Source organism: Agarivorans sp. Z349TD_8 (assembly GCF_050870825.2).
Lineage (GTDB): Bacteria > Pseudomonadota > Gammaproteobacteria > Enterobacterales > Celerinatantimonadaceae > Agarivorans.
This window is the reverse complement of the sequence record NZ_CP194037.2, coordinates 1,682,437-1,695,740: the sequence shown is the minus strand read 5'-3', so window position 1 is coordinate 1,695,740 and position 13,304 is coordinate 1,682,437. Positions and strand designations below refer to the sequence as shown.

Below are 13,304 nucleotides of genomic sequence, written 5' to 3'. Positions count from 1 at the left end.
ATAACAATCTCATATACATCAGGCCCTAGGAGAACTTCTTCGCTATGCCCTACTCGCTTTACTTAGCTCATATCAACGATACCCACTCTCATTTCGAAGCGTCCATGGTTCACTTCAAGATCAATATTCAAGGGGAAGATTATCGTTTAGAGGCTCAATGTGGCGGTTACGCCCGCATCGCCACGGCGGTAGCACAGCTCCGCCAAGAAGCTAAGCAACAGCGTTGCCCTTCATTATTTTTACATGCTGGCGATAGCTTTCAGGGAAGTTTGTACTTTAGCCAATTTAAGGGCTTAGCTAACGTTCGCCTACTCAATCGTTTAGCACCCGATGCCATGACCATTGGCAACCATGAGTTTGATTTAGGCAATGCACCAGTGGCGCAGTTTATCGAGCAAGCCAACTTTCCCTTGCTGGCTGGCAACATGGACTTAAGCCAAGAAGACCAAAACAAAGCCCACCCTCTGGCGCCACATAGTAATCTTTATCGCTATGATAATTCTCGCAAAATAGCTCAGTACCTATTAAAGCCTTTAGCCGATAAACAGCTAGCGATTATTGGGATCACTCATGATTTAATGCATCAGATTGGTTGTCCCGATAGCGATTGCAGTTTTCTGAATGCTATCGAAACCACCCGCGCCACCATTGAGCATTTACATCACCAAGATATTCAGCACATCATTATACTCAGCCATTTGGGTTATCAGGCTGATGTTGAACTCGCCAAGGCGGTTAACGGTATTAGTCTGATTGTGGGTGGGCACTCACATACCCTCACTGGCGATTTTAGCAGCTTAGGCCTTAATTCCTGTGAACAAGGGCCTGCTTGGGTGAATGATAGCCTGATCTTACAAGCGGGCAAACATGCCGAATCTATTGGCTTAGCAAAACTCGGGTTTAATCGCGAGGGTAAGGTCACCCATATGGATGGTGGCATATCCTTCTTACTCAGCGAAAATTGGCAAGCCTTTGTCAATGAACAACCAGTCACGCCTCCCCAACATCAAGCAATGCAACACTACCTAAGCGGGAGCCGATTTTTCAGCCACTATTCTGCCGAGCCCAAAATGCAGACACTCATCGATAGAGACTATCGACCAGCGGTTGAAAAGATGCATCAGCAAGTGATTACCACGGTGCCTCAATCGCTATTTCATACCCGAGCGCCCACCGTTGATTTTCCTCAAGGTAGCGAGGTTTCGCCACTGGTTTGTGCCGCTTTCTATTGGGTGGCAAACCAACACTCTCCCACCGACTTTGCCTTACATAATGCCGGAGGGGTAAGAGTTTCATTAAAAACAGGTCCACTCACCAAAGCCGAAATTTGCGGTCGGCTACTGCCCTTCGAGATTGCCATCGTAAGTTATTTAATCAAAGGTGCAGACTTAGCCATCGTGATCGAAGGGGCTATCGACAATGCCTATAGTAACGGCATTGTCGGCACTGGCGATGGCAGCTTTCCCTATTTTCATCGGCTGCGTTATCGCTATCAAGCTGAACTTCCTCAAGGCCAACGAGTGAGTGAAATAGAGTTATACCAAGGCGAGCAATGGCAAGCAATGGAGTCCGAAAAAGCCTATAGAGGGGTTTCTTCGGCCTATACCTTAGCCGGTAAAGAAGGTTATCACGGGCTACTCCAGACTTGGGATCATCAAGATCTAGGCATGAGCATGAGCGACAGTTTTGTAGCTTACGCCGAGCAAATCGATCAACTGAGTGCAGAGACAAGCCAAGTAAGCACTTGAGCCCTTTAAAATTCACACCGCTCAATTACTCGCCAAGTGATTGAGCTCTCGTGAAACGCTTTACCAATTCAAGCAACCCGATGATACACCCGCTCAGGTCGACCCACCGCGCCGTAGGCCACTTCAGGACTCAGCTCGTTACAGCTGACCAAATACTCCAAGTAGCGCCGGGCCGTGGTGCGGCTACTGCCAATCTGTTTCCCTGCCAGCTCAGCAGTTAAGCTGGCATGCTCCCGAAATAGCGCGCGCACCTTATCAAGTGTGACCGCATCAACGCCCTTGGGTAAGCGCCGCTTGTTTTCTGCCCCACCACTCGCCCCCTCGCTCATTGGCATTAGCTTATCGACATCTTGCTGCTCAAAACTACTATTTTGGGTCAAGCGCTGTAAGTAGGTTCGATAGTTTTGCAAGGACTCTTGCAACCGCGGAAACACCACTGGTTTTAAGATGTAATCAAACACCCCATTACGCAGAGCCTCTTGTAAGGTGGCAGCTTCTTTGGCGGCAGTGAGTAACATCACATCAATCGCTAAATCTTGGCTACGAATATATTTCAATAATTCAAGACCAGTACCATCGGGCAAATACACATCTAACAAGATCAGTTGTGGCGGTTTGGCATGAATATGGATTTTGGCATCGGCAATGCTCAAAGCAATCCCCGAGACCTCAAAGTCACTAACGCGTTGTAAATACTGGTGGTGAATCTCGGCGATCCCTTGATCATCTTCAACAATAAGAACCTCAATCATAGCCTGACTCCTACTTCAATTGCTTGGGTAAATAAACGGTAAAGCGAGTCCCATTTTGATCGCTACTAAATTCCACATTACCCCGTAATATTTGCACTGTTTCTTTGACTAAATAAAGGCCAATCCCATGCCCCTCCTGACTCTTACTGGTGACCCCTTGCTGATAAATATTGGCCTGTAAACTATTTTGAATGCCTCCTGCAAAATCTTCCACTTCAATAATAATGTCGTGGCCAAGATCGGTCATCGACAAATTAATCGGCGACGGTGACTCGCTTCTGCGAGTCGCTTCAAAGGCGTTATCCAGCAAGTTCGCCACAATAGTCACGATTTGCTCCGAGCCACAGTGTTCAGGCAACTGATGTAAACTACTGTCAGGATCAATATGCAAACTCAAACCCAGCTCATGAGCGCGATGGAACTTGCCTAATATACAGCCAGCAATCACCGAGTCATCGACCGCCTCAATCAAAAAATGAATTAGCTCTTGAAATTGATCATTCGCCTGACCAATAAACTGCAGCGCCTTTTCACCTTGGCCTAGCTGGATTAAACCCGCGATGGTATTCAACTGATTGGCATGTTCATGAGTTTGCACCCGCAGCGCTTCCGAATGGGCTTTAATTTGCGACAGTTGCTGAGTAAGCGAGGTAATTTCATCTTTGCGACGAAAGCTTGAAACCATGCCAATAAATGAGTTTTGAGGGTCGCGCATCGGTACTCGGTTGGCGATCAGCAAATGGCCATTAAGCAGCAACTCGATGTCGCTTTGCGCCTGAGGTTGGTCGAGTAACTCCACCATGTCGCTGTCGGGTAACCAATCGCGAAGCGACAAACCGACCGGACTGGGTTACGCGCCTTGATCTTTACCCAACAAACGGATCGCATTAGCATTAATGTTGGTGATGATACCCTCTCGATTAATCGCTATCACCCCTTCGCGAATGGTATTCAAGGTCGCCTGTAACTCAGCATAAAGTCGACTCATCTGTTCCGGCTCAAAGCCCAATAAAGTATTTTTAATTCGCTGTGCCAGCCACCAGCCAATGAGCATATTCAGTGACAAAACCCCCATCACTAATAAAATCATAAAATACAGATAGGGCTTGAGTTGTACATCAATTTTTTCTAATAGATAGCCCACCGAAACGATGCCGATAATATTTCCTTGCGCGTTTTTTACCGGTACTTTTCCGCGCACCGACACACCTAAAGAGCCTTTCGCCCGCGACACATATTCTTCGCCCAAACTAAGCGCAGCGTAATTATCACCGCCCACCATCGGTTGACCGATCCGCTCCTGCTTCGGGTGCGCTAAGCGCACACCATTGGCATCACCCACCACAATGAAACTGGCGCCCATGGTACGGCGCAGCTCTTCCGCCAGTAATTGCAAAAACTCACTGTCTCCACGCTCTACTGCTGCCACCACATCCGGTAACTTGGCCACCACTCTTGCCACATCCAGCGCACGCTCACCTTTGTCTTGATACTCTGAATCACTTACATACCAGTAGCTGGTCACCACCACAATACTCAATTGTAACAAACTGTAGAGCAGCATAATCAGTAGCAGTCGAGCGCGATAACTGAGTAGTCGAGCAGGTTGATACATTCCTTTCTCCCTGTATTCACACAAATGAGCTTAGCACGAGCATCGAGCTGCACTCCCGTGAACAATATGAACTTAATCAGCAATATGAATTTTAAAGCCATTACTTGGCTTTTATTTATAAAAAATCACCTTTCGTTAACATTGCGTTAACCTTCTTCGCTGAAAAACATAATTTTAACTGGCGAAGTCACGTTCAGATCTTCTGGACACCCTATGGAACAAGGAGAGCCAACATGTTCGCCAAGATTCAATTATTGAGAACATTAGTAGGGGCCGCAGTATTGGCCACCAGTTTAAGTAGCATTGTACAAGCTGAAGAAATTCATTTTTTAATTCCCGGCGGCGCCGGTGGTGGTTGGGACGGCACCGCCCGCGGCACTGGTGAAGCCCTGATGAAATCGGGCATTATCGACAAAGTATCCTTTCAAAACATGAGCGGGGGTGGCGGCGGAAAAGCCATCGCTCACCTGATTGAAACGGCTAAAACCCAAGATCACACCTTAATGGTGAACTCGACTCCGATTGTAGTTCGCTCATTAACGGGGGTTTTTCCACAATCATTTCGCGACCTAACACCGATTGCTGCAACCATCGCTGATTATGGTGCATTAATCGTGCGTGCCGATTCCAAATATACCCATTGGGATCAAGTGGTCAGTGATTTTAAAGACAATCCGAATAAGGTCAAAGTGGCTGGCGGCAGTGCACGCGGCAGCTTAGATCACTTAATTGCTGCGGCAGCAATTAAAAACGAAGGCTTAAACCCAATGAAATTGCGTTATGTCGCCTATGATGCGGGCGGAAAAGCTATGGCTGGCTTGCTTTCTGGCGAAACGGCTCTGCTCTCCACCGGATTGGGTGAGGCCTTAGAGATGGCTAAAAATGAGCAAATTCGGATCTTAGCAATTACCGCTGAACAACGAGTTAAAGATGCCCCTAATGTCCCCACCCTCAAAGAGATGGGTAACAACACAGTATTTGCTAACTGGCGAGGTTTTTTTGCTGCGCCAGGAATTAGTCAGGCACAAGCAGAAAAGTTCTCTAACGAGCTAAAAGCGATGTATGACACGCCAGAATGGGAAACCGTGCGCAGTCGCAATGGCTGGGTGAATAACTTTGTTCCCTACAGCCAATTTTACGGCTTTCTCGAGCAACAGGAAAAAATCGTCGGTAGTCTGATGAAAGAACTAGGGTTTCTTAAATAGCTTCACTTCAGCCAGAAAATCCCTTGCTGAATCTTTTGCTTAAGCCAAACACTCGCTTAAGCACCGGTGTCGGAATCGACACCGGCCTTTTTTAATCTGGAGCAAGATATGCAACTTAGCAATCAACGAATAGGCGGCCTAGTGTTTTTGCTGCTGTCTTTGTTTTACGGCTATTTTAGCTACGACATTCAACTATTTGCCGGTGCCGAGTTTGAACCCTTTACTCCGCGAACTCTGCCACAGTTTTTAGCCATTAGCGGCCTTGTGTGTTCTCTGGCGCTAATTATCGGCGGAGGTCAAGATCTACTCACCAGTCTTAAGCACACCCAATGGCAGGCAGTAACAAAATTGCTGGCAGTGATGTTCGCCTACGGCTGGTTCGTGAACTGGTTGGGTTTTGTACTCGCCACGATTTTTTTCTTAGTGCTCAGTTTTCGCCTGATGGGCGAAACCAAGCATAAAAAAGCAATCATGGTGGCGGTGATCTTTACCCTGGTATTTTGGGCGCTATTGACTCAAATATTAGATATTTATCTGGAACCTGGACAGCTATGGCACTGGTTTAATGCTCAAACGTAAACCAGTCGCAAGGAGTAACACATGTTAGACGGAATTTTAGCCGGACTTGGCACCGCAATCATGCCAATGAACCTAATGATGGTTGTGGTTGGCTGTTTAGTCGGTACCTTTATCGGCATGCTACCAGGCCTTGGCCCGATTACCGCCATCGCCTTGATGATCCCCCTCACCTACAGCTTAGAGCCTTCATCGGGTTTAATTTTAATGGCAGGCGTCTACTATGGCGCAATTTTTGGTGCTTCCTCATCTTCCATTTTAATTAATGCCCCCGGTTGTAGTGCCACCGTGGTGACCGCCTTCGACGGCAACCCGCTGGCTAAAAAAGGCCAGGCAGGTAAGGCCTTAGCGGTTGCGGCATATGCCTCATTCACTGGCGGAACCCTTGGCGCAATAATGCTACTAGTTGCCGCACCGGCGCTGGCCTCAGTCTCGTTAAGCTTTCAAAGCGCCGACTACTTCGCGCTGATGGTCTTGGGTTTATCAGCGGTCGCAGCCTTCTCCGGAAAAGGCCAAGTACTAAAAGCAATTATGATGACCATTCTTGGCTTAATGCTGGCTACGGTGGGAACTGATCGCAGTGAAGGCGTAGAACGTTTCACCTTTGGTCAACTCGATCTAATCGATGGTTTCAGTTTCTTACTATTAGCCATGGCCACTTTTGCCCTCGCCGAAACGCTGATGTCGGTACTCAAACCTGAAGATCCCGGCAACAGTGGCAAAGAACAAAAAATGATGGCCGAGCTGGGCAGCTTAAAACTTAGCAAGGACGAAATCAAAGAGATTGCCGCCCCGACCCTACGCTCCTCTGTTCTTGGCTTCTTTGTCGGCGTATTACCCGGCGCCGGAGCAACCATTGCCTCATTTTTGGCTTATGGCGTTGAGCGCAACATTGCCAAGCCAGAAGATAAGAAAAAATTTGGTGAAGGTTCACTCAAGGGACTGGCTGCGCCAGAATCGGCCAATAATGCAGCTTCCACTGGCTCGTTTGTCCCTTTACTCACGCTTGGGATCCCTGGTTCGGGCACCACTGCCGTATTATTGGGCGCATTGATTGCCTATGGGATCCAACCCGGCCCACGCATGTACATCGAACACCCTGACCTATTTTGGTCGATCATCATCTCGATGTACTTTGGCAACATTATTTTGTTGATCTTAAACTTGCCACTGATCCCCTATTTGGCCAAGTTACTCAACATTCCACGTCCCTACTTAGTCCCTATGATCCTGCTGTTTTCCATCACCGGAGTGTATTTGGTGTCGTTCAATAGTATGGACATTTTGATTATGGTGGCGGTGTGTGTAGCCGCTTTAGGTTTACGCCTGCTGAATTTTCCGATGGCGCCGATGCTACTCGGCTTTATTCTCGGCGGCATGCTCGAAGACAACCTGCGCCGCGCCCTGTTAATTGGTGATGGCGAACTCAGCTTTTTGTGGGAACGTCCTCTCACCCTCAGCTTCATTAGCATCGCCGCGCTGGTTCTGTTCAGTCCACTGCTACGCCCCCTTTGGGAGCGCAGCAAGGCCGGACTCGACTACCAGGCTGCGAAACGTAAAGCGGCGGTTAAATCTTAGCGATTAGCGCTTAACGAAAAGGCCTTAAGATTGTGCTTAAGGCCTTTTTTATACGGTATTATTTGGACTCCTAGGATATCAAGGGAAATAGTGAAAAAATTTGCGCGTTTATACATGCACTAATTCAGATTATTCATTTTTATCAATCAGTTATATATTTACGATTTGAGATAATAGGTTTGGAAAACGCGCATGCGCGTTTTTCCTGATGGTGTATTTAGCAGAATACTGATAAGTTCATTACATACAGATAGTTAACTGTGCGCGTTTTCACTGGTCCAACAAGGTAAACGCGCATGCGCACTAATAAAATGTTAGTTGCCAAAGGAAATATCGGATGTTAAATCGAATTTTATCTCGTTTCGCTTCAGTGCTGTATGTCCAGATATGGGAGAACAGAATCAAGGTAACCGATGTTTTAAAAAATGAGTGCTTTGATGATTCACCTATCGTTGTTATTCAGACAGCGGAGAATGGAGCCAAAACAATCTCAGGAATTGGCAAGAAAGCTAGCCAGATCTTAAAACCTAATGAAATGGCGGTTAATCCTTTTTCTCATCCAAGAGTGTTGTTTTCTGACTTTTACGTAGGTGAAAAACTGCTTCAATACGCTTTTAACCAACTAAGCAATATCAAGTTGTTGCGTCCAAGGCCCAAGGTCGTTGTTCATCCCATGGAGAAAACAGAAGGAGGCCTCACAATGATTGAAAATAGAGCTTTCAGAGAGCTGGCAATGGGCGCAGGGGCCATAGAGGTTAAGTTGTATACTGGTAATCCTCTTTCAGTTGTAACCTTCGATTTTGACAAAATCAAGGACGAGTCAGGCCTCACGCAAGCATCGACTAAAAACAATAGTTCGGCATCTAATCTTGTTGTTCTGGCAGTCTATATCTTGGTTATATTTTTGGCACTATGGCATTTTGGCAACTAATCGGGTAGCCGGAGGTATCTAGCCTCCAGCCCCCACAACACCCTGCATGCGGCTCCGCACAGGGCGTTTCACTTAGAATAGTGAAGCTTTATCCATCCATCTCGTAGCGCAAATAGACCTTGGGATTTCAAGTAAGCATTCGATAATGCTTGTTGGATCCCCGGTGTTTTCGAGCTCCTCCATGGGCCTTTACTGGTGATACCACACGCCACTGCGGCTTGAACATGTACCCCTCGGCGCATGAGATTCCTCACTTTGGTTCTCGGTTTTCGCCATTGTCGCCAATAGGCCATTCGTACTCTGCGTCTTACTCAATGATCAAGATCGACACACAGTTGATAGCAATTCGCGATCCCAAAGTAGTTTATCCAGCCTCGGAGATATTGGCTCACTTTAGCGAGCTGGTAAGTCATCGAGACGCCCCAGTTTCGGTTGGTGAGGCGCTTTAGCTGTTGTTTAAACCGGTGTAGCGTTTTGGCATGGATTTGCAGCCGTCCCGCTTTGAAAGTAAACCCTAAGAACTGACTCTTCGCTGTTTTAACCACCTGGCTTTTGGTGGTGTTAACGATTAACTTTAAGCGGCGTTGCAAGAAGTGACTAATGCTCGCTAGCACCCGTTCTCCTGCACGCCGACTTTTCACCAAGATGGTGAAATCGTCAGCATAGCGGGCGAATTTATGGCTCCGTTTCTCCAGTTCTTTATCTAATGGGTCGAGCATGATGTTGGCCAGCAAGGGGGATGTTGGCCAGCAAGGGGGATAATGGTCCGCCTTGTGGTACACCTTCTCGAGTTTGCTGATAGCACTGGTTATGGATAAAACCCGCTCTCAGGTATTTTCCAATCAGTGTCAGTAGCCGTTTATCTTGCACGCTTTCTCCTAGTTGACTCATTAATAGATCATGGTTAACTCGGTCAAAGAATTTAGATAAGTCCACATCAACAGCAACGCGTCGGCCTTGCTTGATGATGCTTTGCACTTGTTTCACCGCTTGTTGCCCATTCTTGTTTGGTCTAAATCCAAAGCTGTTCGCTGAGAAGCTAGGGTCAAAGATAGGCGTTAGCACTTGGGCAATGGCTTGCTGGATGACACGGTCGAGCACGGTTGGGATCCCCAGTAGGCGCTTCCCGCCATCGGGTTTATCTATCTCCACACGGCGTACCGGTTTAGGTTGATACTGGCCGCAGCGCAGTTCCGCCGCCACCTGTTTCCAGTGTGCTTTTGCCCAAGCAGGGAAGGCGTCAATGGACATGTTATCTACGCCAGCCGCCCCTTTATTGGCTCGAACACGCTGCCACGCACGCAGAATATTTTCACGTTGTAGCATGTGTTCAAATAGATGTTGGCTAAAGGCTGGCTGCGGGTTAATACGCTGAATCGCATCTACGCCGGCCGGCGAATGGGTGTTCAAGTTTAACAAGGCTCCTCCTTTATTCTAAGTGTTCAGGCCTTCACCGTGTCCCAACCATTACGATGGGCGTTGGGCTACTATGCCGTCTGCTGACTTCTACTTAATCACCAATTGAGTTGCCCCAACTAGCGCTATCGTTGTTCATCGAGTTTGCTCACTTAAGTTGATGAGGCTTAAGTGCCGGGCCTGTTGAACTAGCGGCCAAGCTAGTGAGTTAAACGATCGCAAGTTAAGCAGATCTCCCCAGATAAGAACATGCACTGTCTCTGCACTGCTGCATCATTTACGGTGGCCGTTAGATCACATGGCTTCGTTGTCTTGTGCCAACTCGCCTCCAGCCTACGCCTCATATGATGTTCTTGTTCATCAGCTCGCAGATTTGCGTCCGGCTTCCTTCAGACATTCCCTCGCGGCAATGCCCTTGCCATTCGCTAGTAGTTAGCGTTTAATAATCAAAGTGTTATTAAACGGTGACCTTCCTACAGAGGACTTTCACCTCATTAGTTCATGCCCATGCTGGGCGTACATCGGGTAGCCGAAGGTATCTAGCCTCCAGCCCCCACAACACCCTGCATGCGGCTCCGCACAGGGCGTTTCACTTAGAATGGTGAAGCTTAATCCATCCATCTCGAAGCGCAAATAGACCTTGGGATGCTAAATAAGCATTCGATAATGCTTGTTGGATCCCCGGTGTTTTCGAGCTTCTCCATGGGCCTTTACTGGTTATGCCACAGGCTACCGCGGCTTGAACATGTACTCCTCTACGCATCAGATTTCTTACTTTGGTTCTCGGTTTTCGCCACTGTCGCCAGTAGGCCATTCGCACTCTGCGCCTTATCCAGTGATCTAGATCTACGCACAGTTGATAGCAATTCGCGATCCCAAAGTAGTTTATCCATCCTCGCAAGTATTGGCTTAGGTAATCCCCCCGAAAATTAATCCCATGCAAAAGTAGAATTTTCTCGTATAGTAAATACAGGAGATTCAACATGAAAAAGTCACGTTACACGGACAGTCAGATCTTATCTATTCTCAAGCAGGCTGAGGCTGGTACACCTGTTCCTGAGCTCTGTCGTGAGCATGGAATGAGCAACGCAACCTTTTACAAGTGGCGTTCGAAATACGGTGGTATGGACGCATCCCTTATGGCGCGGATGAAAGAACTCGAAGATGAAAATCGACGGCTTAAAAAGATGTATGCGGAAGAACGCCTTAAAGCAGAGGTGATCTCAGAGGCGATGGCAAAAAAGTGGTGAAGCCCTGTGAGCGTCGATTGATGGCTCAGCGTTCGGTGGCGAACTATCACATCAGCATTAAAAGTGCATGCTATTGGTTTGGGATCAGCGAGACCTGCTATCGCTATAAATCGAAGCTTCAACCTGAGAATGAGTTGATAGCTCAAGAGTTAGTAACGCTGTGCAACAGTGAAGACTGCTCTGACTGGGGCTTTGGCCTGTGTTTTCACCATTTGCGGAACGTTAAAGGGTATACATGGAACCATAAGCGGGTTTATCGGATCTACTGCGAATTGGCTCTAAACTTACGTATTAGGCCAAAACGACGCCTGAATCGCCATACGCCAGAGCCTCTTAAAGAGCCGATTAAAACAAACCAAGTTTGGTCCGTGGACTTTATGCATGATCAGCTATCTGATGGCCGGAAGTACCGTTTATTCAATGTGATAGATGATTACAAACGTGAAGGTCTGGCGTCAGAACCTGATTTTTCAATGCCCACAGTACGAGTCACTCGGATCTTAGAGCAGCTCATCGAACAACGAACCAAACCTGTTGCGATCCGCTGCGACAATGGTCCTGAGTTCATTAGCCATGCGTTTATTAAATGGGCCAACAACCACGACATTCGAATCGATTATATTCAGCCAGGGAACCCACAACAAAACGCGTATATAGAAAGGTTCAACCGTACTATGAGGTTTGGCTTAGTGAGTAAGTATTTGTTTGACACACTTGAAGAGGTTCAAGATCGGGCGACCCAATGGTTATGGTTCTACAATCATCAACGACCACACCTTGCAAATGGAGGGTTCCCACCACTAAAAACGGCAGCATGAATTCTACGAATAAATGCGGTTAATAATGGGAGGATTACCACTCATTAAAGCCTACAACTTACGGCAACCACCTAAAGGCTTAGTCTTTCACAGTGATAGAGGCTCACAGTACACCAGTAAACAATATCGTAAGCTATTAGTTGGTTTTGATATTCGAGCCAGTATGGGCGATGTAGGAGCGTGTTGGGATAATGCTGTTGTTGAACGATTCTTCGGAAGTTTAAAACACGATTGGCTGTTTAAAGTTAATCAGCCAACACGAGAATTTATGAAGCAAGATGTGGCTGCTTATATGAAGTATTACAACTTAGAGCGGCTTCATTCAGCCAATGGTGATTTATCACCGGTGGCGTTTGAAAATTCTCAACTAAAAGTGTCCAGTTTGGGTTGACCAGTACAAACTATGCCTAAGACGGACATATTCCTTCATTTCTATAAATCAGATAAACCTTGAGAAGTTAAAGATAGTGTTTTTACTATCTCTTTGAATCTATTAACTATTTCTGATTTTTCATTATCCAAGAAAATGAGACTAATGTCCATCTTTTGTGGCTCAAGTAATGGAAGTGATACCGTGTCTGTCTGATAAGATATTTTTTCAAATGCCTTAGGAATAATCGCAATACCTAAACCAGCACTCACTAACGAAGGTAGTAATAACGCTGAAGAAGCTCTGTGAGAAATAATTGGTTTGAAGCCGCACACTGATTCTATGATCGCAGTTGCTTGAGTATCATCAGGAGAAGCATATATAACAAATGCTTCATGTTCTAATTGCTGGTAATTTTCAATTCCCTTAGTAGATAAATGATGATTTTTGGGGAGAAGAAACGTTAAAGGTGACGAAGTCAAATGAAGAGATCGTAACCCTGCTGGTATGTCTTTCTTCATAGTCGTCATAAACGCTGTATGAATATCACCATTCTGCACCATCTGGAGCTGCTCATATGGGTCATGTTCTTCTAAACCAACCGCGATATCTGGATACATTTGTCTAAATGTTTCAATGACACTTCCCATAACGCCAGTATAAGCAGCAAGTCCAGAATAAGAAATATTGATGTGCCCCGCTGTACCATTGAATAACGCCTCTGAATACTCTAGTAACTCGTCCATCGCATTGATTATCTTATATGATTTACTCAGAATGTCTTTACCAGCATCTGTCAGAGCAACGTTTCGCTTATTACGAACAAATAGTTTTCCTCCTAAGTGCTCTTCTAAATTTTTGATTTGAATACTTAACGCGGGTTGAACAATATGTAATTTTTCCGCAGCCTTTCCAAAGTGTAGCTCTTCAGCCACACATGCAAAATACTTCAACTGTTTAATATCCACTTCAAATCTCTCTACTTTAAAAGTATTAAATAAAATTAATATATCACACAGATAAAAATAATATATTTTTTATATTA

At 46.3% G+C, this 13,304-nt stretch carries 10 protein-coding genes and 3 pseudogenes; 7 read left to right on the top strand and 6 right to left on the bottom strand.

The features are described 5' to 3' along the window. Nucleotides 1-44 precede the first annotated feature (44 nt). The gene (locus ACRRS1_RS07685) at nucleotides 45-1,748 is read left to right on the top strand and encodes a bifunctional metallophosphatase/5'-nucleotidase (RefSeq protein ID WP_432468063.1); all 1,704 of its coding nucleotides are present in this window, start codon (nucleotides 45-47) and stop codon (nucleotides 1,746-1,748) included. 68 nt (nucleotides 1,749-1,816) lie between these two features. Here the strand turns inward: ACRRS1_RS07685 and ACRRS1_RS07680 are convergent, their stop codons facing one another. The 3 genes from ACRRS1_RS07680 to ACRRS1_RS07670 are packed head-to-tail and all read right to left on the bottom strand — an operon-like array spanning nucleotide 1,817 to nucleotide 4,115. Next, on the bottom strand, nucleotides 1,817-2,500 hold the full coding sequence (locus tag ACRRS1_RS07680; RefSeq protein WP_432453749.1) for a response regulator: 684 nt from the start codon (nucleotides 2,498-2,500) through the stop codon (nucleotides 1,817-1,819). 10 nt (nucleotides 2,501-2,510) lie between these two features. After that, entirely contained in the window at nucleotides 2,511-3,335 is an 825-nt protein-coding gene (locus ACRRS1_RS07675) for a sensor histidine kinase (protein WP_432468064.1), read from the bottom strand. Nucleotides 3,336-3,350: 15 nt separating this feature from the next. Next, entirely contained in the window at nucleotides 3,351-4,115 is a 765-nt protein-coding gene (locus tag ACRRS1_RS07670; RefSeq protein WP_432468065.1) for a hypothetical protein, read from the bottom strand. 233 nt (nucleotides 4,116-4,348) lie between these two features. On the opposite strand from ACRRS1_RS07670, the gene ACRRS1_RS07665 reads away from it, so the two are divergent. From ACRRS1_RS07665 to ACRRS1_RS07650, 4 genes are all read left to right on the top strand, one after another. Next, nucleotides 4,349-5,320 carry a tripartite tricarboxylate transporter substrate binding protein gene (locus ACRRS1_RS07665; protein WP_432453751.1) on the top strand — a complete coding sequence of 324 codons (972 nt, stop codon included), beginning with the start codon at nucleotides 4,349-4,351 and terminating at the stop codon, nucleotides 5,318-5,320. 108 nt (nucleotides 5,321-5,428) lie between these two features. Then, nucleotides 5,429-5,899, top strand: a complete 471-nt coding sequence (locus ACRRS1_RS07660; RefSeq protein WP_432468066.1) for a tripartite tricarboxylate transporter TctB family protein — start codon at nucleotides 5,429-5,431, stop codon at nucleotides 5,897-5,899. Between the two features lie 21 nt (nucleotides 5,900-5,920). Then, entirely contained in the window at nucleotides 5,921-7,474 is a 1,554-nt protein-coding gene (locus ACRRS1_RS07655) for a tripartite tricarboxylate transporter permease (RefSeq protein WP_432453753.1), read from the top strand. A gap of 337 nt (nucleotides 7,475-7,811) precedes the next feature. Further along, nucleotides 7,812-8,405, top strand: coding sequence for a rod shape-determining protein MreB (locus ACRRS1_RS07650; RefSeq protein WP_432462897.1), 594 nt, complete (start codon nucleotides 7,812-7,814; stop codon nucleotides 8,403-8,405). A gap of 68 nt (nucleotides 8,406-8,473) precedes the next feature. Here ACRRS1_RS07650 and ltrA read toward each other — a convergent pair. Further along, nucleotides 8,474-9,824, bottom strand: a pseudogene (ltrA, locus tag ACRRS1_RS07645) (group II intron reverse transcriptase/maturase). A gap of 586 nt (nucleotides 9,825-10,410) precedes the next feature. Beyond that, a pseudogene (locus ACRRS1_RS07640) lies at nucleotides 10,411-10,734 on the bottom strand (group II intron maturase-specific domain-containing protein); the annotation flags it as partial. Between the two features lie 70 nt (nucleotides 10,735-10,804). Here ACRRS1_RS07640 and ACRRS1_RS07635 point away from each other — a divergent pair. Both ACRRS1_RS07635 and ACRRS1_RS07630 read left to right on the top strand, forming a co-directional pair. Next, nucleotides 10,805-11,889, top strand: a protein-coding gene (locus ACRRS1_RS07635; RefSeq protein WP_432462919.1) for an IS3 family transposase whose coding sequence is annotated in 2 segments (ribosomal slippage) — nucleotides 10,805-11,054 and nucleotides 11,054-11,889 — 1,086 coding nt in all. Because the reading frame shifts where the segments join, the coding sequence is not laid out codon by codon here. A gap of 40 nt (nucleotides 11,890-11,929) precedes the next feature. After that, nucleotides 11,930-12,280, top strand: a pseudogene (locus ACRRS1_RS07630) (integrase core domain-containing protein); the annotation flags it as partial. A gap of 41 nt (nucleotides 12,281-12,321) precedes the next feature. On the opposite strand, the gene ACRRS1_RS07625 reads toward ACRRS1_RS07630, so the two are convergent. Next, nucleotides 12,322-13,227 (bottom strand): LysR substrate-binding domain-containing protein, encoded by a 906-nt coding sequence (locus ACRRS1_RS07625; protein ID WP_432453760.1) that lies wholly within the window; start codon nucleotides 13,225-13,227, stop codon nucleotides 12,322-12,324. Nucleotides 13,228-13,304: the final 77 nt, after the last annotated feature.

Excerpts from the sequence above, each read along its gene's own strand:
- ACRRS1_RS07685 (WP_432468063.1), top strand. The coding sequence starts at position 45 with ATGCCCTACTCGCTTTACTTAGCTCATATCAACGATACCCACTCTCAT.
- ACRRS1_RS07680 (WP_432453749.1), bottom strand. The coding sequence starts at position 2,500 with ATGATTGAGGTTCTTATTGTTGAAGATGATCAAGGGATCGCCGAGATT.
- ACRRS1_RS07670 (WP_432468065.1), bottom strand. The coding sequence starts at position 4,115 with ATGTATCAACCTGCTCGACTACTCAGTTATCGCGCTCGACTGCTACTG.
- ACRRS1_RS07665 (WP_432453751.1), top strand. The coding sequence starts at position 4,349 with ATGTTCGCCAAGATTCAATTATTGAGAACATTAGTAGGGGCCGCAGTA.
- ACRRS1_RS07660 (WP_432468066.1), top strand. The coding sequence starts at position 5,429 with ATGCAACTTAGCAATCAACGAATAGGCGGCCTAGTGTTTTTGCTGCTG.
- ACRRS1_RS07655 (WP_432453753.1), top strand. The coding sequence starts at position 5,921 with ATGTTAGACGGAATTTTAGCCGGACTTGGCACCGCAATCATGCCAATG.
- ACRRS1_RS07650 (WP_432462897.1), top strand. The coding sequence starts at position 7,812 with ATGTTAAATCGAATTTTATCTCGTTTCGCTTCAGTGCTGTATGTCCAG.